General features: G+C 65.9%; 16 protein-coding genes and 2 pseudogenes. 9 read left to right on the forward strand and 9 right to left on the reverse strand.

Translation table 11 applies throughout. From position 1 onward, the window contains the following. Window positions 1-25: 25 nt before the first annotated feature. Window positions 26-1,384 (reverse strand): 4-aminobutyrate--2-oxoglutarate transaminase, encoded by a 1,359-nt coding sequence (gene gabT / locus QM693_RS19755; protein ID WP_280784202.1) that lies wholly within the window; start codon window positions 1,382-1,384, stop codon window positions 26-28. A 166-nt stretch (window positions 1,385-1,550) separates the two neighbouring features. Here gabT and QM693_RS19760 point away from each other — a divergent pair, with 166 nt between their 5' ends. Then, window positions 1,551-4,748 carry an NAD-glutamate dehydrogenase domain-containing protein gene (locus QM693_RS19760; RefSeq protein WP_283353212.1) on the forward strand — a complete coding sequence of 1,066 codons (3,198 nt, stop codon included), beginning with the start codon at window positions 1,551-1,553 and terminating at the stop codon, window positions 4,746-4,748. Continuing rightward, a complete protein-coding gene (locus tag QM693_RS19765; protein ID WP_283334133.1) occupies window positions 4,745-5,770 on the forward strand; it encodes an isocitrate/isopropylmalate dehydrogenase family protein in 1,026 nt (341 codons plus the stop codon). The genes QM693_RS19760 and QM693_RS19765 overlap by 4 nt, the downstream gene beginning before the upstream one ends. Before the next feature lie 166 nt (window positions 5,771-5,936). Here QM693_RS19765 and QM693_RS19770 read toward each other — a convergent pair whose 3' ends face one another. The 4 genes and pseudogenes from QM693_RS19770 to QM693_RS19785 all read right to left on the reverse strand — a co-directional run bounded on the left by QM693_RS19770 (window position 5,937) and on the right by QM693_RS19785 (window position 9,226). Beyond that, complete coding sequence (locus QM693_RS19770) at window positions 5,937-6,575, reverse strand: RES family NAD+ phosphorylase (protein WP_283334131.1); 639 nt, start codon at window positions 6,573-6,575, stop codon at window positions 5,937-5,939. Between the two features lie 6 nt (window positions 6,576-6,581). After that, a complete protein-coding gene (locus QM693_RS19775) occupies window positions 6,582-7,178 on the reverse strand; it encodes a hypothetical protein (protein ID WP_283334129.1) in 597 nt (198 codons plus the stop codon). A 300-nt stretch (window positions 7,179-7,478) separates the two neighbouring features. After that, window positions 7,479-7,997, reverse strand: a complete 519-nt coding sequence (locus QM693_RS19780; protein WP_283353213.1) for a hypothetical protein — start codon at window positions 7,995-7,997, stop codon at window positions 7,479-7,481. Window positions 7,998-8,267: 270 nt separating this feature from the next. Further along, window positions 8,268-9,226, reverse strand: a pseudogene (locus tag QM693_RS19785) (LysR family transcriptional regulator). A gap of 130 nt (window positions 9,227-9,356) precedes the next feature. Here QM693_RS19785 and QM693_RS19790 point away from each other — a divergent pair. Further along, a complete protein-coding gene (locus QM693_RS19790) occupies window positions 9,357-10,109 on the forward strand; it encodes an SDR family oxidoreductase (RefSeq protein WP_283353214.1) in 753 nt (250 codons plus the stop codon). A 28-nt stretch (window positions 10,110-10,137) separates the two neighbouring features. Then, window positions 10,138-10,461: a Cif family virulence factor gene (locus QM693_RS19795; protein ID WP_283334123.1), complete on the forward strand. Its 324-nt coding sequence runs from the start codon at window positions 10,138-10,140 to the stop codon at window positions 10,459-10,461. Between the two features lie 1,044 nt (window positions 10,462-11,505). On the opposite strand, the gene QM693_RS19800 is transcribed toward QM693_RS19795, so the two are convergent. Further along, window positions 11,506-11,739 carry an IclR family transcriptional regulator domain-containing protein gene (locus tag QM693_RS19800; protein WP_283334119.1) on the reverse strand — a complete coding sequence of 78 codons (234 nt, stop codon included), beginning with the start codon at window positions 11,737-11,739 and terminating at the stop codon, window positions 11,506-11,508. 1,719 nt (window positions 11,740-13,458) lie between these two features. Continuing rightward, window positions 13,459-13,686, reverse strand: a complete 228-nt coding sequence (locus QM693_RS19805) for a hypothetical protein (protein WP_280784199.1) — start codon at window positions 13,684-13,686, stop codon at window positions 13,459-13,461. Window positions 13,687-13,818: 132 nt separating this feature from the next. On the opposite strand from QM693_RS19805, the pseudogene QM693_RS19810 reads away from it, so the two are divergent. Beyond that, window positions 13,819-14,259 (forward strand): annotated as a pseudogene (locus QM693_RS19810) (CoA-transferase); the annotation flags it as partial. Between the two features lie 8 nt (window positions 14,260-14,267). Here QM693_RS19810 and QM693_RS19815 read toward each other — a convergent pair. After that, a complete protein-coding gene (locus QM693_RS19815) occupies window positions 14,268-15,134 on the reverse strand; it encodes an MBL fold metallo-hydrolase (protein ID WP_283353215.1) in 867 nt (288 codons plus the stop codon). A 341-nt stretch (window positions 15,135-15,475) separates the two neighbouring features. Here QM693_RS19815 and QM693_RS19820 point away from each other — a divergent pair, with 341 nt between their 5' ends. Next, the gene (locus QM693_RS19820; RefSeq protein WP_283353216.1) at window positions 15,476-16,609 is read left to right on the forward strand and encodes an alpha/beta fold hydrolase; all 1,134 of its coding nucleotides are present in this window, start codon (window positions 15,476-15,478) and stop codon (window positions 16,607-16,609) included. A 33-nt stretch (window positions 16,610-16,642) separates the two neighbouring features. Here QM693_RS19820 and QM693_RS19825 read toward each other — a convergent pair whose 3' ends face one another. Beyond that, the gene (locus tag QM693_RS19825; protein ID WP_280784196.1) at window positions 16,643-17,251 is read right to left on the reverse strand and encodes a CGNR zinc finger domain-containing protein; all 609 of its coding nucleotides are present in this window, start codon (window positions 17,249-17,251) and stop codon (window positions 16,643-16,645) included. A gap of 296 nt (window positions 17,252-17,547) precedes the next feature. On the opposite strand from QM693_RS19825, the gene QM693_RS19830 reads away from it, so the two are divergent. Genes QM693_RS19830 through QM693_RS19840 form a run of 3 tightly spaced genes read left to right on the forward strand, consistent with a single transcriptional unit; the run spans window position 17,548 to window position 20,696 of the window. Next, window positions 17,548-19,251, forward strand: a complete 1,704-nt coding sequence (locus QM693_RS19830) for a CocE/NonD family hydrolase (protein ID WP_283353217.1) — start codon at window positions 17,548-17,550, stop codon at window positions 19,249-19,251. A gap of 6 nt (window positions 19,252-19,257) precedes the next feature. Beyond that, window positions 19,258-20,040 carry a CoA transferase subunit A gene (locus QM693_RS19835; protein WP_141475457.1) on the forward strand — a complete coding sequence of 261 codons (783 nt, stop codon included), beginning with the start codon at window positions 19,258-19,260 and terminating at the stop codon, window positions 20,038-20,040. After that, window positions 20,037-20,696, forward strand: a complete 660-nt coding sequence (locus tag QM693_RS19840; RefSeq protein ID WP_283334107.1) for a CoA transferase subunit B — start codon at window positions 20,037-20,039, stop codon at window positions 20,694-20,696. The genes QM693_RS19835 and QM693_RS19840 overlap by 4 nt, the downstream gene beginning before the upstream one ends. The last annotated feature ends 9 nt before the right edge of the window (window positions 20,697-20,705 follow it).

Here is a 20,705-nt window from a genome sequence, read left to right on the forward strand (position 1 = left end):
GTGTTCCTTCTTCGGGTGCGGGGTACTACAAAGCGGCGAACGCGTCGCGGAGAACCGAGAAGCCTTCGAGGAGGAGTTCGTCCGAGATCGACAGCGGGGGAAGGAAGCGCAGGACGTTGCCGAAGGTGCCCGCGGTCAGGGTGAGCAGGCCGTGGGCGAGGCAGTACCGGTTGATCGCGGCGACGGCCTCACGGTTGGGGGTCTTGGTGCCGGGCTGGACGAGCTCGATCGCCACCATGGCGCCGCGGCCGCGGATGTCTCCGATGATGTCGGTGGTGGCGGCGATGTCGCGCAGTTCGCGGAACATGAGGTCGCCGATGGTCTGCGCCCGCTCGAGCAGGTGGTCTTCCTCGATGGTCTCGAAGACGCCGAGCGCGGCTTCGCAGGCGGCGGGGTTGCCGCTGTAGGTGCCGCCGATCCCGCCGGCGTGCGCGGTGTCCATGATGTCGGCGCGACCGGTGACCGCGGCGAGCGGCATCCCGCCGGCCAGGCCCTTCGCGGTCACGACCAGGTCGGGCACGACGCCCTCGTGCTCGGAGGCGAACCAGGTACCGGTGCGGGCGATGCCGGCCTGCACCTCGTCCGCGACGAACAGGATCCCGCGGTCCCGGCAGAAGTCCGCGATCCGCCGCAGGAAGCCCTCGGCGGGGACGATGAATCCGCCCTCGCCCTGGATCGGTTCGACCACGACGCAGGCCACCGCGTCGGCGCCGATCTGCGAATCGACGAGCATCTCGAACTGGGTGAACGCCTCGTCGGCCGCGTTCTCGGCGCCGCTCGGCCACCGGTACGGGTAGGCCATCGGTGCGCGGTACACCTCGGGCGCGAACGGGCCGAAGGTGCTCTTGTACGGCTGGTTCTTCGCCGTCATCGTCATCGTCATCAGGGTGCGGCCGTGGAACGCGTGATCGAAGGTGACCACCGCGGGCCGGCCGGTGGCCGCCCGCGCGTACTTGACGGCGTTCTCCACCGCCTCGCTGCCGGTGTTGAACAACGCGGTGCGCTTCTCGTGATCACCGGGGGTGAGCCGGTTGAGCGCCTCGGCCACCGCGATGTACGGCTCGTACGGGATGGCGAGGAAACAGGTGTGCGTGTACTTCGCCAGCTGCCGGGAAGCCCGCTCGACCACCCGCGGGGCGGCGTTGCCGACGGTGGTCACGGCGATACCGCTGCCGAAGTCGATGAACGAGTTGCCGTCGACGTCGACGAGCACTCCCCCGCCGGCGGCCTCGGTGTAGATGCCCGCGCCGCTGGTCAACCCCGCCGGAAGGGCGGCGGATCGGCGGGCAGCGAGTTCCTCGGAGCGGGGTCCGGGTACCTCGGTGACGATGCGGCGTACCTGCTCGAGCTGCGGTCCGCCGACGGGTGTGTGCACAGCAGTCATGTCGTGTCCTTCAGTCGGGTTACCGAGGACTGTATGAGCGACACCACACCGACGAACATGGCCGAGTTGTACAAATCGGAGCGAGCGATTGTCCCAGTGGGCTAACTCGGTTTTGGCGCCGCTCGCCGCACACTTGCAGCATCGACCGAGTTGGAAGGAAGCTGCAATGGGCAATGGCGCCTCAACGGCAGATCAACTGACCTCACCACTGGCTGTGGACGTCAACGAAGCGATCGGACGGCTGTTGCTCACCAGCAGCGACCGCTCCGACACACCGCGAATGGTCTTCCTGTGCGACCTTGCTCGCGATGGCACCGTCGAAGCGGTGATCCTCTGGCCCGGGACGACGCCGCTGCTGGCCGACGTCGCCACGATGTTCGAGCACTTCGGGCTCCGTGTCGCCGACCGGGAGACATTGCCGCTTCCTGCGGATCTGTCCGGCAGTGCGGCGTTGCACAAGTTCACTTTTCGGGCGCCGCAGGTGTGGCAGAGCCGGTCACTGAGCCTGGTGTCGGAGGCATTCGAAGCGCATGCGCTGCACGGGTTCGAGATCGACGACTACGCGAAGCTGATCCTCACGGCCGGGTTGTCCTGGCGCGACATCGTGCTCGTCCGGGCGGCCAGCCGGTTCGTCCGCCAGGCCGGGCTGGGGTTGTCCGAGCACTATGTCACCGACACCCTGCTGCGGCACACCGAGTTCGTCGAGTCCCTCGTGCGCTATTTCGGGGCACGGTTCGATCCCGAGCTGGACGACCGGGATGCGGTGATCGCCGATGCCGCTGCCGACGTGCACGAACACCTCGATGCGGCAACGACCTTGGACGAAGACCGGATCATGCGGTCGCTGGAGTCGTTTGTCACCGCATGCCTGCGCACCAACTGGTACCAACTCGACGGTGCCGGCACCCCGAAGCCGTATTCCTCGTTCAAGCTGGACTCGAGCAAACTCGCGCTGACCGGACCGGTCGTTCCCTACCGGGAGATCTACGTCTACGCCAACGATGTCGAGGGCATCCATCTGCGCAGCGGGGCCGTCGCGCGCGGTGGGCTGCGGTTCTCCGACCGCCCCGAGGACTACCGCACCGAAGTGCTGGGATTGATGAAGACCCAGACGGTGAAGAACTCCCCGATCGTCCCGGTCGGGGCCAAGGGGGCCTTCGTTCGCAAGAACCCGGATATCAGCCCCGCAGAGGCGTATACGACGTTCATCCGCGGCCTGTTGGATGTCACCGACAACATCGTCGATGGTCGCACCGTCGCACCGCAGCGCACTGTCACCTACGACGGCCCCGACACCTACCTCGTGGTGGCCGCCGATAAGGGAACCGCGTCGTTTTCGGACCTAGCCAACAACATTGCCCTCGACGCCGGGTACTGGCTCGGTGACGCGTTCGCCTCCGGCGGCTCGAGTGGGTACGACCACAAGGCGATGGGCATCACCGCGCGCGGAGCCTGGGTCTCGGTGCGCCGGCACTTCGACGATATCGGCGTGGATGTGGACGCCGATCCCCTCTCTGTCGTCGGGATCGGCGACATGTCCGGTGATGTGTTCGGCAACGGGATGTTGTTGTCGGGCTCTCTCAAGCTGGTCGCCGCGTTCGACCATCGGCACATTTTCATCGACCCTGACCCGGATCCGGCACGCTCGTTCGCCGAGCGCCAACGCCTGTTCGCCCTCCCCGGAACCACGTGGGATCACTACGACCGCGGCGCCCTGTCTCCCGGCGCCGGCATCTGGCCGCGCACCGCCAAACGGATCTCGCTCTCGCCCCAAGCCCAGGAATTACTCGGTGTGCAGCAGAATATGATCTCACCGAACGACCTGATCAAGGCAATCCTGACCGTCCGTGTCGACCTGTTGTGGAACGGCGGAATCGGCACATACGTCAAAGGGTCCACCGAAACCCACTCCGACGCCGCCGATCCGGTCAACGACTCGGTGCGAGTGGATGCCGCGCAGCTGCACGCCTCGGTAATCGGGGAGGGCGGCAACCTCGGTCTCACCCAGCGGGCACGCATCGAGTACGCGCTCGGAGGCGGCCGCATCAATGCCGACTTCATCGATAACGCTGCCGGTGTCGCCACTTCAGACCTCGAGGTCAACCTCAAGATCGCACTCGATGTCGCCGTACACAGCGGGCGAATCAACCACTCCGAACGCAACGCCCTCCTGTCCGCCTCCCGCCCGGATGTCGCCGATGCGGTGCTCTGCAACAGCGAAAGCCAGACGTTGGCCATCAGTCTCGCCGCCTCGCAGGCACCGCAACTGTTGAACCGTCACGAGCGGCTCATCGACAATCTCGAACACAACAACGGCATCAACCGTGCCACCGAGGTACTACCGACGAAGAAAGAGTTGGTATCGCGGACGCAGGCCGGGCTCGGGCTCACCCGCCCCGAGATCGCGGTCCTGCTCGCCCAGTCGAAGAACGTCGTGCAACAGGACCTGCTCAATTCCTCGGTTCCCGACGAACCGGTCTTCGCATCCGCCTTGTCGGCGTATTTCCCACCCCAGATCCGGGAGCAGCTCTCCCAGGAAATCCGTGACCATCGGTTGGCCCGGGAGGTCGTGGCGACGAAGATTGCCGACGACCTGATCAACCACGTCGGCCCCGGCCTGATCTACCAGCTCGACGAACGCCTGGGCGTCAAAACCCCGGCCGTCGCACGGGCCTACGCTGTGGTCCGGGCCGTGTTCGACGTCGACGAGCTGTGGACGGATGCCGAACAGCGCACCGACGTCACCGCCGTCGAGCGTTGGAATCTTCTGCACACCCTGCAGCACTTCATCGAGCACACCGCCTCGTGGATTCTGCGCCGCCGGCCCGCACCGTTGGATGTCGAGTCGGAGATCGCCCGGTACCGTCCCAGCGTTCGCGAGTTGTTAGCCAGTCGTCCCCGCCCGACCACGATCGCCGAGACCACCGAGCGGCTGCGGTTCCTCGGCGAGGTCTTCGACCTGATCGAGACTGCCCAGCATCGCGGCTGCCCCGTCGAGACGGCTGCGGCCATTCACACCCGGTCGGATTCCGAACTCGGACTGACCTGGTTGACCGGCCGGCTCGACGATCACGTCACCACAAACTGGTGGGATGCGATGGCCGCCGCCACCGTGCGCGACGACCTGGCCGAGCGGCACCACGAGCTGGTCGGGGCAATCCTCGACCTCGACACGGGCGGCGAGGACCAGATCCGCGTGTGGCAGGCCCGGGCGGCCGACGCCATCAGCCGCTTCTCCCGAATGACCGCCGAACTCCGACGCGACGGCGTGGTGGACGTCTCCCGCGCCTGCACCGCCAGCGCCGAGCTGAAGCTGCTGGTCCGGAGCACCGGTGTCGGCGGGGCCGAGGACACCGCTGCATGAGCGAGCCCGTTTTGCTGAGCATCGGTGTTCTGCTCGGCGATGGGATCGGGCCCGAGGTCGTGCCCGCGGCTGCGAGCGTCATCGATGCGGCGGTGGCGGTGCACCCCGAGGTGGCGATTACCTGGCAGCGGTTGCCGATCGGCCACGAGGCCATCGCCACATATGGGGAACCGATACCCCCGACGACACTGGCCGCCCTCGACGACCTCGATGCATGGATCCTCGGTCCACACGACAGCGCCTCCTACCCGCAGCCGTGGCGCAGCCAGCTCACCCCCGGTGGCACCATCCGCAAACGGTTCGACATGTTCGCCAACATCCGCCCGGCTCGGGCCCTGACCGGAACCACCGCGGTGTCACCGACGATGGACCTGGTCGTGGTGCGCGAGAACACCGAGGGTCTTTACGCCGACCGGAACATGCACGTCGGGTCCGGTGAGTTCATGCCCACCCCAGATGTCGCGATGGCGGTCGGTGTCGTCACTCGCCGTGCGTGCGAGCGGATCGCCCACGAGGCGTTCCGCATCGCCCGCAGCCGCCGGCGTTCGGTGACGATCGCGCACAAGGCCAACGTGCTGACCATGACCACGGGACTGTTCCGCGACGTCTGCCTCGAGGTCGCAGAACAGTACCCCGAGGTTTCCGTCGACCATCAGCACATCGACGCGCTCGCCGCCCACCTCGTCCGGCGCGGAGACAGTTTCGATGTGATCGTTGCCGAGAACATGTTTGGCGACCTCCTGTCCGACCTGACCGGGGAACTGGCCGGCTCGATCGGGATCGCTCCCTCACTGAACTCCTCGGAAACGCGGGCCATGGCCCAAGCCGCGCATGGCGCCGCACCCGATACCGCCGGGCTCGGTATTGCGAACCCGATCGCGACGATCCTCTCCTCAATGATGCTGCTGCGCTGGCTGAGCATCAAGCATGACCGTTCCGTCTGCGCCGAGATTGCGTCGACGATCGAGGATGCTGCATCACCCGGCAAACATCGTGTCACCGTGAACCGCACGGCGTCGTAGGGTCGATTCTCCCGAGCCGACCGGTGTCCTCTACGTGAATGACACTGCAAACCAGCAGAAGTGAGTCCGCGACGGCGACGAACCGAAACCCTTGCGCTCAGACTCGCAGCACGCCCGCCGAACAGCACCCCGAGGACATGCGCCCGCCGCGGCTAACGCGGCTGGCTCAGGGTCCGAGCGCCGCGTTGTGCGGGGTGAGGATCGCACCCAACAGGTAGTGCCCGTCGGCGGAGTCGAGCGCGATCACGCCTCCGACGGCGGTGACGGCGGGGTGAGTGTGCGCGGCCGGGTCATCGGCCAGCATCCAGGCGAGAGTGTTCTCGTCGTGCCGCGGCCGGTATTGCACGCCATCGACATCGGGGTTCGCGGCGAGGATCGCGGCGACCCATCGGCGGGTGTGCAGATACCCGGAGGGGTCGCACTTGGACAACCAGGCGCCGGCGTTGATCCGGGACGCCCCGGTCCCGGTCAGATCCACGACCTTTACCGTGCGGGTGGTCCGCACTTCACTCAGGACCCGGCCGGCGATATTCGCCCGCGGGATCAGCCGCGGGGACTGGTCGACAGGAAGGTTGCGGCAGAGCGTCTCGGCGACCGCCGCGGCCGGACTGTCACCGAGGTACAGGTATCCGTAGGAGCCGTCGAGACTGTCGAACCGGCCCCCAACCCTGACGCGGGGCCGGGCGGTGGGGTTCAACTCCGCGGCGCCGCGGGTGGCGCTGTGAATGCGCCACAGCGAGGTATCGGCGGGGATCGTGGTGATCAGGGCAGCGGGCAACGGTGTGGGTGGATCCGGGTAGGTCACGCGGGTTCAGTCCTGCGTCAGGTCGTCGGCCATGTCCCGCAGATCCTGCTCGTGCCCACCGTCGACGGCCAGGGCCGCCGGGGATCGTGGGTCGTCGGCGAAGTCGGTCGGGCTGAGCCACCAGGACGCCACACCCCACGGGTCGTCCTTCGCGCCGAGGGCCCGGTTGATCTCGGCGACGATCGGGCGGACCTGCCGGCGGTCGGCGTCGAACTGGAAGGCGGGGTAGAGCTTGTGCCCCGATACCGGCAGTGCGATCACCGTGCCGGCCGTCGACAGCCGGCTGGCGGTGTTGCGGCTGGTAGCCGCCCTCCCCAGGACACGGCTGACGGCGGTGGAGTCGAGCATCTCGTGCTGGTCGACGATCGAGTTCAGCACGGACGCGACGATCCGCGTGCGGGCCACCGCCGCGGCGGCCGGGTTGGCGACCGCACGCTCCTGTTGACGTGCCAGCGCGGGGCTCATCGACAGCAGCGCCGTCACGTCGTCACGGACGGGACGCAGGGCCGGTCGGCGGGAGAACTCCTCGACCAGCAGCTCGACGAGGTCCGGGTCCGACAGGGCATGGATCGAGTCGCGTGCCCGATCTCGGTCGACGAGCATGTCCATCACCTCCGCTTGTGCCGATAGTGTACCGCGTACCATACGTGTCAGGGTAGAGGGGTGTGGAACGACTCGACACGGGTGCCTCTCGCTCATTCTTCGACGGCCTGTCGGCCGACGGGGAACGAGCGCCCTATGGCGCGGTGCCGCCAGATGTCGTCGCACTCTCCGACTGTTGCACCAGCACGCACTGGGCCTCGACGATTACCCACAGGCCGAGTGAGTCCGGCGGGAGATGCGCTACGCGGCGGATGTCAGGAGCGGCAGAATTGTAGGAAATTGCCTGCGGCTGGGACCACCTCAGTCTGCCACCACGCCCCGTCCGCAATGCGGCGCACCACGGCGACCGTGGCCCCGTGGCCGGCGCACCCCACGATCGGTCAGCGTGGCGCCTGTTTCCGCGGTCAGTATGGCTCGCAGCTCCCGCACCCGGAGACCGGACATCTCGTCGAACAGGTGCGCCCGCACCCCGCCGGACCGCAGACCCTGCAATGTCCCGGATTCGTCGTCGACGAGCGCCGACAACCACCGCCCGACCGCCCGACAATGCCCGGCCTTGTCCTCGGCAGCCGCACGATGATCGCCATGAGCACGGCACAGCAACGCCCGCCCCGGCGGAAACTCGTTCTCCCCCAGCCCCAACCGGGTCTGCCCCGCGCACGAGACCGGCCGGGTCGCCAAATACACCACAACGAACCCCAGACCGGCCACCGCCTCAACCACATCCCGTCCCGGCTCGATGACCGCCACCTGCCCGAGATGCTCGAAGAACCGCTGCCACGCCTGCCGGCGGTTCCCACCCGAGTCACCGACGGTCAAGTGGTGAGCGAATGCCGACAGGTCCGCCAAACCACCATCGACGTCGAAATCACCACGCGCTCGGTACCGCTCACCTCCCCGACCCAAGCCACCGGGTCGGCAGACATGCCGGAGCCACGCCCACCCTGACACTCACTGGGACGTCACCGCACCGTGCTCACCAGAGAGCCGTAGAAAACACAACAACTGCCCTTCCGCGCGCTACAGGCGGGCGAACTCCTGAATCGACATATCGTCCAGTTCGACGCAGCGGTAGGCGTGCAGACCCCGCTAGGGATCTGCCCCCGATACCGCGGGTGGGGTGTTTCCACTTGTCCCGCTGAGCATGACGGTGCGAGGCGCAGAAATGGTGTGGGGCAGCCAAAGAGCCTGTACCGGTACCAGCGGGGGTCCTTGAGGTCGAGCACCTGCACTTGTCCCGCCAGCGCAGTTCCCCGGGGGGCGGTAACGAAGGCGACGTAGTCGTTATCGACCACGGCGGTCACCGGGGGTGTCCCCTGTGTCTTGTTGACGGCCAGGGTGGGTTCGAAACCTGCTCGGCGGCAAGCGGACACGAGAAAGTCCGTGTAGAACGAGACTCCTGGGGGCGCCCACACCACGAGCGTTTGGTCGGCGATGTCGCCGAGGTCGATCTGGACGCGTTCAGCGAGCGGATGGCCGGTTCGAACCGCGATCCGTAACGGATCGTAGGAAATCGTGGCCGCCGCCAGATCGTCCGGGGTGGTGGCCCCGCGGCGAAGTCCCACATCGATTGTTCCGTCGATCAATGCTTGATGCAGGGCATCGGGATACATCTGCCGGGCGGTAATCGACATCTGCGGCAGGGCCGCACGCACGGGTCCGACGAGGGTGAAGACCTCCTCGGACGTGACCGCCGGGGTATGCGCGACTACGAATTCCTCCGCCGCGCCCGCGGCGACGCGACGTGTTTCGGCAGTCAACGCCCGGGCTGCGGCGAGAAGGGGACCGGCGCCGTCCTTCAGTGCCTTCCCGGCCGGGGCCAACGCCAGATGGCGACCACGCCGGTCGAAGAGCACGACTCCCAGATCTCGTTCGAGTTGGCGCATGGCGCTGCTGAGAGCTTGCTGGGTCAAGAACATCTGCGCCGCTGCTTGGGTGAGGTTCTGATGCTCGGCCACCGCCATGAACTGTGTCAGCCGCCGCAGGTCGAGGGGTGACACGCTCTGTTCGCTCGCGGACGATGCCCCACCCGGTTCCGACTTCGCCATCGCCATCGCCATCACCTCCATGTACAACGTTCGCTTGTAGATTCACCACCAATGTGCGTTTTCCAATTGTAGAAGGCGGGTCTAGCGTCGAATGCGCACAGAGCAATTCCCCAAACTCAGGGAGCAACCAATGACCGTATCGCTACAGGGCAAGTCTGCAGTCGTCGCCGCCGGCGCGAAGAATCTCGGCGGACTGATCAGCACCACGCTCGCCGAACAGGGTGTGAACATCGCCGTCCATTACAACAGCGACGGCACCGAGTCGGATGCCGACAAGACGGTGGCAGCGGTGGAGGCCGCCGGTGTCAAGGCGGTGAAGTTCCAGGGCGATCTGACGAAGCCGCAGAACATCGAGCGCCTGTTCGACACCGCGATCGATGCGTTCGGCGGTGTTGACATCGCCGTCAATACGGTGGGCAAGGTCTTGCGGAAGCCGATCATCGAGACCTCCGAAGACGAGTACGACTCGATGTTCGACATCAATTCTAAGGCTGCGTATTTCTTCATCAAGGAAGCGGGCAAGCGACTCAACGACGACGGCAAGCTCATCTCCATCGTCACGTCGCTGTTGGCTGCGTTCACCGACGGCTACTCCACCTACGCCGGTGGCAAGAGCCCGGTCGAGCACTTCGCCCGTGCGGCGGCGAAGGAACCTGCACCGCGGGGCATTTCGGTGAACAACATCGCTCCCGGGCCGATGGACACGCCGTTCTTTTATGGGCAGGAAACCGACGAGCGGGTGGCGTTCCACAAGTCGCAGGCCATGAAGAACCAGCTCACCAAGATCGAAGACATCGCGCCGATCGTGTCCTTCCTTGCCGGGGACGGTTGGTGGATCACCGGCCAGACCATCTTCGCCAACGGCGGTTACACCACTCGTTGACCCGACCGATCGAACATCGGAGAACACGATGACCGACACAGTCCCAGAACCGGTCGCGCAACTGATCGCTGCCACCAATTCCCCTGACCTGGAGACATTCCTGGACACGTTCACCAGCGACGGAGTAGTCGACGACTGGGGACGCACCTTCCTCGGGCGCCCAGAAATACGGCACTGGAGCGACAACGAATACCTCGGCAAGCAGGTCACACTCGAGGTTACGTCGGTTCAGAACACACCGACCGGAGCCATTGTCGTGGCGCAGGTCGGTGGCAACGGATTCAACGGGCCCAGCACATTCTCGTTCCTCCTCAGTGGAAACAAGATTCAGCGGATGACGATCCGGGAATGAGCGGGTGCGCCGAACAGAAGGTAGGCAGCGAGTTGGCGCCCACAAGAGTAGGACGGGCCATTGTGCTTCGCTTCGCGCCCCACGGCGGGAACGTTGTCGTCAATTACTCCAGAGACACCGCCGCCGCAGGTGGCGTCGGCACGGCGGCTCGAGCGACGGGTTCGAGCCGCAGTGTCCGTCGCGCAGGAGATCGACTCCCTCTTCGCTGAGGCTCTCCAAGAGAGCCCTACTTTGTGCGGCAGGCTGCCGCAAATCCGATGGGAGCGGATCCTCGATACCCTCGTCGAGTGCGGCCTCCAGCCCCGGCCCGGGCCGGGCTGGAGGGGGACCGGCAAGTCCGCACGAAGTACCTCGTTCGGGTACTCGCCCAGGAGATCGGCCATCGTAAGGTCACCGTCGATTCCCCGGTCCCTGGACCGATCGTTGGCGCGGTAGTCCTCGCCGACAGCGCTGACGACGATTCCTACCAGAAGCGTCTGCTCGACACCGTACCGATGGGCAGGCTTGCGACGGCGCTGAGGTGGCGGGATTCTTTGCCGGAGAACGGTCTTCTTACTCATCGGTGCGGAGATCCTCATGAGTGGTGGTTCGAGCACCTGATCGACGTGGGGGCCACGGTGTTGTGATGGGCGCACCGGTCGATTCGTCGACGAGATCCCGGCGGGTGACCACTGCGTGGTTGCGCGTCATCGACGACGCTGTCGGTGTTCGATCCGGCGCGACAGTCGTCGTCGTCGGCTCACGGACTGACGCGGAACCGGCGGGGTGAATTAGCGATGTCGAGGTCCTATCCCGGATCGCTCGAACATCTGATCAGCATGTCGGGGTGGCGCCCATGCCATGCGAGTGCGGGTGCCGCGGCCCCACGCATGTCGGTCACCCGGACTCGGTGGCGACGCGGAAGCTATCGCGACGACGGTAGGCACGGTGGGAACGGGGCGGATCGTCGCGTCGGTACCCACCGTGCCGTGAGAACTGTGGCGCACTGTTCTGGTTCTCACTGCCCGGTGCACATCGCATCAAACCGGGGTGCGCCGCCCGAGCCTAGCGTTCCCGGTAGCCGGCAAGGTCGGGCGCTGCGCGCCGGGCGGTGGCGATCAAGTCCGCTCCCAGACTTTCGACCGCGGAGCCGGGCATCCGGGTGACCGGTGCCGCGATCGAGAGCGCCCCGACCGCCTCGCCCCGCTCGTTGTGGAGGGCGATCCCGACCGCGCGGACCCCCGGTTCGGTATCGGGGACGTTCAGGGCCAGCAATCCCCGATTAAGCAGAGCGAGCATCAATTCTCGCTGCCGACAACCCCAATGCGACACACCGCCGGAAACAAGCGTTGGCAGACGATCGACTAGGACGCTCAGCTCAAATCTGCGCCTCACGATCATCATCACGAAGCAGCCCGTCCTGTGAGGATAAAAGAAACGATAATGTCCAAACAACCGGAATTGAACAGCCGTTCGGAAAATCCCGAACGCAACACACCCACCCGAAACCACACGTCTATGTCCGCAGATTCCATCACCGACCAGCTGAGCGCCTACCGCCGCCAGCGCCGCCGCGCACGAATGTCCGAGGAACTGCGCCGAGCGCGACACCGTGACGTTCCACGAGGTGACTCCCGATCTCACCCGCACTCGGGTTCGTCCTCGTCCTCCGGCTCGGGTTCGTCCTCGTCCTCGGCGGTCTCGTCCTCCGACTCCTCCTAGCCGCGGCGGCGTCGTCCCCGGACGGCCGCAGCGAAGTGCCTTCGTTCCCGCCGACTACCCCGGGCCGGCGACACTCAATCTGCGCGAAGCCCTCGAGTTCCGGGAGGGCTTCGCGCAGGCGAACTCGCCGTCATAGTCGGCGAGCAGTTCGTTTCGTCATGCGTCACGATCAGACAGGACCGCACCGAATGACCGCGGGGTCTGCCAGCCCTCGGAATACCCACGTAACGCAGTTGTCTGTGGGTACCCAGTGAACACGCTGCCCGCGCCGCGAAGACGGACCGGGCAGCCAGCCCCGCTCCGGCCGCCGAACCCCTTCGGCCGGCGGGGCGCCCCGCCGCGAGCGGACCGAGGTCGAGTGCTCGCCCACCCCGACCTCGGCCGCGCGCGACCCCGACCCTCTCACGTCGTGGATCACGCAAATACACACGAGAAGCACATGCGCCGACTTTGACGTCACCCCCATTTCCTAAATCGATTGCCCAGCAACATCATGGGCGGTTGGCAATTTCATAGTGCGAGAAATTCGCTTTCGCGAAACGCTCCTCGTCCCCGAGCGCGATAGGCATCGCACGCAAGGATCGACGATCCCGTGGATTCAACACCAGGAAAGGCGTGGATTCTGATGGGTTTGTAGGAATCGATTCACCCGTCGCGTTCGAGGTAGTGGCTGAGCGCCGCCTTCGACGGTGGCATCGGACCGAGTTATCAGGCCGCGGTGGCCCGGCTCACCTGGGGGCAGCCGGGCCACCGCCCTGATCAGCACGATCACCGGCCAGGTCCCCCTGCCCCGACCGCCATCCTCGGCCGTGAGGTGAGGCTCGGTCTACGGAGGTGCTCGGTCGGCGGGCGACCGCGCAGTCGAGTCGACATTACCTCCCCGAAATCGGGCCGGTCGAACACGGAATAGCCTTGCGCGAAGCGTGGTTCGAGAATGTGGGTCTCATGTCTACACAAGTTTTGCCAACATCGGAAATCCGAGAGTCCCGTGTCTGCATATTCATCTCACCGTGCACGAGGGTGACCGGTCTCGGAAATTCCCGGCCGCATGGACAAAGGAGGTGAACACCGAGTCTTCGAATCCTGCACGCCGGAGATCTTCCGTCAGTCCTCCGGCTTTGGTCTCACCACAAAGTCGTAGGGGGCCACGGGCGGGGCAACAACCTCAACCACACCTACTACCGGCGCGGCGCGTCGGTACCCCTCATCGCAGGTGAGGATTCCGCAAGGCGTACATGCCCATCGTACTGAACTCGATTGGCCACCAACATGAACCACCGTGCAGCTGTTGGGTGATCAGGTGCCCAGCCAGAGCCGTCGACGAGCGACCGTGGTCACCCGCTCGATCAGCACCGGCCGCAGCGGTGCCGGCGCAGCAACGTCGGAGGTACCCGGTGTCCGGAAGAACGCCGCGGTGTCCATCCCGAAATCGGCCCTGATGGCCTCGGCCGGGCCGCCGCCGTGGGCGCACCACCGCAATGCGAAGGCCACCATCCGGCTCAACTCGGTCGTGTCCGCGATCACCACCGCCCCTGGCGGTGCTGTGCACCGGTCGCCGCACAACGGGCCCGGGCCCACGTCTGTCGCGAACTCGGATACCCGGTGGCGGCGGCATCGCCGGCGACGGCCACCGGATCGAGGTGGGCACTCCGTCGGGTGGATCCTGGGCGTCGGACCCTATCCGTGACCGTGCGTCGTGGTGCGTCCTTCTTCGACTCCGCCACATCCTTCGGGATGGTTCCGCGGCGGCAAGATCGACGCTGCCATCCTTGGCGCGATGCAGGTGTCCCTGGTCGGGGACATCGCCAACTGAATGATCCCCGGCAAGATGGTCAAGGGAATGGGTGGTGCCATGGACCTTGTCCACGGGGCCAAGCGCGTCATCGTGCTCATGGAGCACGTCGCGAAGGACGGGGCGTTGAAGATCGTCAACGAGTGCTCTTTGCCGCTAACCGGCCGGCGGGTGGTCGAGCGGATCATCACGAACCTCGCCGTCATCGACATCACTGCGACGGACCTCACGCTGGTCGATCTCGCACCCGGCGTCCTTCCGACGAGGTGCGGGCGAAGACGGAGCCAGACCTGGTGCAGGCATGACTCCGGCATCAAGCGCAGTGAGCCGCCTTCGCTGCGGCCCAGGCGGATCCGGGATTGGCGCGGTTCGGGTGCTTGTCGAGGAGCGCGGCGTAGAGCTCCTCGGGAGTTGTCGTCGCCTCGCGCAGCGCGTCGAAGTCTTCAAGGTAGGACAACGTCTCGACAATGTCAGACGGGTCGTCGGGATAGTCGCTGTGCTTATGTCCTGCCACCGCAACTCGGGCATCGAGCTGTGACAGTCGCTCGAGGGCGGATCGCCAGTTGTCCCGCGATTGCGGAGTGGTCTCGGCGAGGTAGGGATGCGTGTGGTTGTAGACGACGTCGCCGCCGACGATCAAGCTCAGGTCAGGCACCCACACGACCGTCGTGCCCTCGGTGTCCGTGAAGCCCGTTGGGAGGATCTGGAGCTCATGACCGTCGAGCTCCAGCGCCGCCGACTCGATGACGTCGGGCACGTGCAGTGGTGACGGGATCTCACCGGGGAACAGCCTGTTCCAGAACGCGTCCACCATCTCAGGCGAGGCATGCTTCTCGGCTTGTGCGACGGTGCCGGCGGTTGCGACGGCAGTGGCGCCCTCGAACCGGTTGAGCAGTTGTCCGATGCCGAAGAAGTGGTCCCCATGTCCGTGGGTGGAATAGATCTGAGTCAGATTGCGATCGAAGGAGGCGACCCACTCGACCAGTTCCTCGTTCTGCGCCGCCGTCGTGAAGGTGTCGATCAAGATCGCGTCGCGGGGCCCATAGACGAGGGTTGACGTGTTCGTCACCCACTGGAGGTCGGCCGGCCCGTATGGGAGGTCACGAGTCAGGGAGGGGCGGCGGTTGACGAGGACGGCGTAGTTCAGGCCCTCGGCATCGCTGGGCGGCTGGTGGCTCATCGTTGTTCTCCTCTTCGGACGGCGGTCTGTTTGACTGTCATGAGGTACGCGAGCTCGACTCGCCACTTCGCATCGACATATGCATTAATCTTACATATATGTTGCTTGATCGGCGCCTTCACCGTCTCCTCGGCAGGGAGCGGCACGGCCAGCACCCCTTGTGGTACATAGCCAAACCTATTACGGTTATGTTGTCAATCGATCCAGATGCACGATGGCGTGTGCTCGGAAACGGTCCCACCCGCCGCATCAAGACATATCCATAGGGAGTTTTCATGGCCGACGCGGCGGTTGTGCAAGTCATCGACACTGCGGTTACCAGGCGCGGTGACGGTCAGTTCATGGCGGTCTTCGTCCACGGCTTCCTCGACGACCGGCACGTCTGGGATAACGTCGTCTCGCAACTGGACGCACCGCAATTCGAGTTCGTCCAAATCGATCTCGCCGGCAGCGGCGCACGGGCCGATGCCGAGGGGCCGTTCGACTACGACCACTTCGCGGCCGACGTCGGAGCGGTCGTGGACCACATCGGCAAGCCCTTCGTCATGATCGGGCACAGCATGGGATCGGCCATCGCAGAGCTGGTCGCCGCCGCCCGCCCGAACCGCGCCATGGGTCTCCTCCTGCTGGCTCCGGTGCCGCTGGCGGGAGTCGGCATGCCCGCCGAGGCCATCGAGTCGTTCCGCGGGCTCGGCGGGGACAAGGAGGGGCAATGCGCCTTGCGCAAGCAGCTCTCCGCCGGGATGCCTGGCCCGGAACTCGAACGGATTGTCACCGCCGGCGCGCAACTACGGCCCGATGTCGTTGCGGCGTTGGCAGATTGCTGGAACGGTGGGCACCCGGACGGTGTCAGCCCGTCTCGCTACGCGGGCGCGGGGCTCGTTCTGACGGGTGCCGCGGACCCGTTCGTCACCGCCGACGTCGTATCGGCGGGCGTGACGTCGCGGTTGCCGCAGGCCACCACGGCCGTGGTCGAGGGCGCCGGGCACTGGCCGCACATGGAACAAGCCTCCGCGGTCGCCGCTCAGACCAGTGAATTCCTCGAACGAACCGCCGCCGAGTTCCTGGCCGAAGCCCGGGAGCAGGGATGGACGCAAGCCTTCGCGGACAAGACCGAGTCCAGCTTCGCCGAGAAGTTCACCGAAGACGTCGTGCTCGAGGCTAGCGCATTGCAACGGCCGGCGGAGGGCCGCGACCTGGTGAAGGTCATTCTGGCAACAGCCAGCGGGATCTACGAGTCATTGACGTTCACCCACGAAGCCAGCCACGGCTCGCGCACCTACCTCGAATGGGAAGCGACTGCGTTCGGCGGGCTGAAGCTGTTCGGAATCACGGTTCTGAGCAAGAACGAGGACGGCAAGATCGCGCGCGCGGCGATTCACCATCGGCCGCTCGGCGCCCTGCAGAAGTTCTCCGGTGAGCTACGTCAGCGACTCGACGGCACGGTCGATTCGAGCTACTTCCACGGCGACTGACCGGCTCTACCACCGGCGCGCGACGAGCTCGGTTCAGTCCTCGCCGCGCGCCGGCACCGACTCGGGCTTGCGCCTGCGCGCGCGGGAGGCACGCAAATTGACCGCGTTGCCGCACAAGCGCGCGTCATGCCACACGGCACTGGTGTTGCGCGAACGGTCGTAGAACGCCCCACCGCACCGCTCGTTGCGGCAGATTTTGAACCTGCGCCAGATGTCCTGTTGCTGGGCAACGAACGCCTCGATCAGGACGATCGCGGCAACCCGCCGCCACCCTTCTGCACGCGGCTCCAATTTCACCGTGCCGTCCGGATCCACCCGGGCGCCCATCGTGGCCGAGTGCATCCGCGCCGCGGCGAGGCTCGGATCGGCGCGCGTGGCGAGGAGGGCATGAAGGTCGGCTCGCAGGTCACGCAGGGGTTCGAGATCGCGTTCCCGGATGACGATCCGATCTTGCGCGGCGTCGTTCATCGCGGACCATGACTCCAGGGCTGCGTCCAGCCACCTCTGAGCGCTGTCGAGATCACCCAGCAGGTCGGCCTGCCGTGGGCGGCCGATCGGCCTCGTGTTGAGCAGGTCTTGGACGAAACCGAGACCGCCGGGAGCGCCCATCAGCTCGTAACGCTCTGTTGCTGGCCATGTCATAGTCGCTACCCTACCCGGATTCACGCCCTCCTTCGCTGTAACCGTTGTCACTACGGTTCTGTCTACGGATACCCGGAAACGAATCGATGCCCACCTACTAGACAAGGGTGTACGGATTATGGTTATGTCATGGGTGTCAGGTGCATCTTCCTGATGCTTATGTCACAGCCCCCTCCGCGAGCGTTGATGCCGCGGCGGAGGTCAACCGAACGATTGGACGGTACATCGTGGTGTACGGCTCCTCATTGGAACAACAGCGAGGCCCGTTCGGGGTCGAACGCGAGGACGACCTGGCGATGACCACCAGGGACGGAGTCGTGCTTCGGGCCGACGTGTACCGTCCCGAGAAGCCGGGCCGATATCCAGTGCTGGTGCGCCGCACGCCCTACGGGAAACGCGTGAACGACCTCGCCGCAGACTTCAGCGAGGCCCACTACTTCGCATCACACGGTTATGTGGTGGTTGTCCAGGACACCCGTGGGCGCTTCGCCTCCGAAGGTGCCTGGTACCCGTTCATCTACGAGGCACAGGACGGCTACGACACGATCGAATGGGCCGCAGCCCTGCCCGGTACGACGGGGGCTGCCGGGACCTTCGGCCAGTCCTACGGCGCGATCAGCCAATACCTCGCGGCTACCCAGCGACCACCACACCTACGGACCTGCATCCCGGTCTCGGCGTATCAACTCGCGTTCGAGAACTACTGGTACAACGGCGGCGCGCTCGAACTCGGCTGGATGCTCAGCTATTTCGTGAACATGGCGGAGGCCGTGCTCGCCGCTGGGGGTGACGACGAGGCGATCGACGAGCTGACGAAGCTGAAGGTCGATCCGGCAGTGCGGTTCTCCGCGCTGACCGAGGACACGCTGCGACACCTGCCGCTGAGCGATTGGGCGGACCGCCTCGGCCGGGGTGCGCCGTTCCTGAACGATATCCTCGCGCACCCGGCCGACGGCCCGTACTGGTGGGCGACGGACCTCAGCCGGCAGTTGTTCAACATCGACGTGCCGATGCTGCACGTCGGTTCCTGGTACGACATCGCCAACCGGGACACGCCGAAATTCTTCACCGGCCTACGTGAGTCCGCGCTGGACGCGCGGAACGGTCATGCACTGATCATGGGCCCGTGGGCGCACCAGCTGCCGTTCAACCAGCCGACCTCCGGGGGCACCGGTGACATCGACTTCGGGCCCGAAGCCGCCATCTCCCTCGTCGACATCGAGCGCCGTTGGTTCGACCGCTACCTCAAGGACGACACCACCGAACTGCCGAGCCCGCCCGTCCGGATCTTCGTCATGGGCGAGAACCGATGGCGCGACGAACAGGAGTGGCCGCTCGCGCGCACCGCGTACACGCCGTACTACCTCCACAGCGACGGCTCGGCGAACACGCTGAACGGCGATGGGATCGTGTCCACCGACCTACCCGCGGACGAGCCCGCGGATCGCTACCGGTACGACCCAGACGACCCCGTTCCGACGGCGGGCGGCCGGTTCGTCGGTGGCGGAGTGGCCGACCAGCGGAAGAACCAGTCCCGCGCCGACGTGCTGGTCTACACCGGAGCGGAACTGACCGAGGAGCTCGAAATCACGGGTCCCATCACCGTCTGCCTGCACGCGATGACGACCGCCCAGGACGCAGACTTCGTCGCGGTGCTCTCCGATGTCCGTCCCGACGGCTATGCCCAGAATCTCGCCGAAGGCATCGCGCGCGGCCAATTCCGCGAATCCTTCATCAATCCAACGCCATTGGAGCCCGGCACACCCTACGAGTTCACGATCCAGCTCTGGAACATCAGCCACGTATTCCATGCCGGCCATCGCATCCGGCTCCACATCACCTCCAGCGACTTCCCCCGGTGGGACCGCAATGCCGGTACCGGCGCCCCGATCGGCACCGACACCACCTTGCGCATCGCCGAGCAAACCGTCCTGCACGACAGCCGGCACCCCTCCCGAATCGTGCTTCCCGTCGTGCCCCGCCCAAACAAGAAGGATTGAACTGCTGTGGACAAAGTTGTCGAATCGGCCGAGGAGGCCGTTCGCGATGTCGGCGATGGAGCGTCCCTCGCGGTAGGCGGCTTCGGACTGTGCGGCATTCCGAGCGTGTTGATCGCGGCGCTGTTGCGGCGAGGGGTGACCGACCTCGAGGTGGTCTCCAACAACTGCGGCGTGGACGACTGGGGTCTCGGCCTTCTCCTGCGCGAACACCGCATCCGCCGGATGACCTCGTCCTACGTCGGGGAGAACAAGGAGTTCGCGCGCCAGTACCTCGCCGGCGAGCTCGAAGTCGAGCTGACGCCGCAGGGCACTCTCGCCGAGCGGTTGCGTGCCGGGGGTTCCGGCATCGCCGCGTTCTACACCCGAACCGGTGTCGGCACCTCGGTCGCCGAGGGTGGGCTCGCGTGGCGATATGACTCGGCGGGCGGCGTAGCGATTGCCTCCCCCGCCAAGGAAACGAGGAATTTCGGCTCGGATGAGCACGGTTTCGAGGGCGAATTCGTCCTCGAAACCGGCATACGCAGCGACTTCGGGCTCGTCCGCGCCTGGCGCGGAGATCGGCACGGCAATCTGGTCTTTCGGGCATCGGCCCGCAACTTCAACCCGCTGTGCGCCATGGCGGGCCAGGTCACGATCGCCGAAGTGGAGCAATTGTGCGAGCCGGGCGAAATCGACCCGGACGACGTCCATCTCCCCGGCGCCTTCGTCCAGCGCGTCGTGCCTTTGTCCGCCGAGGAAGCAGCGGACAAGCGCATCGAGAAACTTGTCACACGGAAGGCCCCCGAATGAGCTGGACGCGAGATCAGATGGCGGCCCGGGCAGCACGGGAACTCTCGGACGGCGACTACGTCAATCTGGGCATCGGGGCACCGGCCCGTGTTCCCGCGCATATCCCGGCGGATATCGAGGTGGCACTCCAATCGGAAAACGGAGTACTCGGCACCGGTGACTACCCCGAGCCTGGGGAGGCTGACCCCGACTTGGTCAATGCCAGTAAGGAGACCGTCACCCTGCGACCTGGCGCCTCCTTCTGCGATTCCGCCACGAGCTTCGGGATGATCCGCAGCGGGAAGATCGACGCCGCCATCCTCGGCGGCATGCAGGTCTCCGAGTCGGGTGACCTCGCCAACTGGATCGTTCCCGGGAAGATGGTCGAGGGAATGGGCGGGGCCATGGATCTGGTGCATGGCGCGCGGCAGGTCATCGTGCTGATGGATCACGTCGCCAAGGATGGCTCACGCAAGATCGTTCGGCGCTGCACGCTCCCCCTGACCGGTCGCCGCGTCGTGCACCGGATCATCACCGATCTCGCCGTGATCGACGTCGAAGAAGAGGGCCTGCGCCTGGTCGAACTGGCCCCCGGGGTGACAGCCGATGACGTCCGCGCCGCGACCGAGCCACCTCTCGCCATCGCGACAGACCTTGCCGGTGACCGACAGTGGTGACCGAACCAC

Source organism: Rhodococcus sp. IEGM 1305 (assembly GCF_030058635.1).
GTDB classification, from domain to species: Bacteria; Actinomycetota; Actinomycetes; order Mycobacteriales; family Mycobacteriaceae; genus Rhodococcus_F; species Rhodococcus_F opacus_D.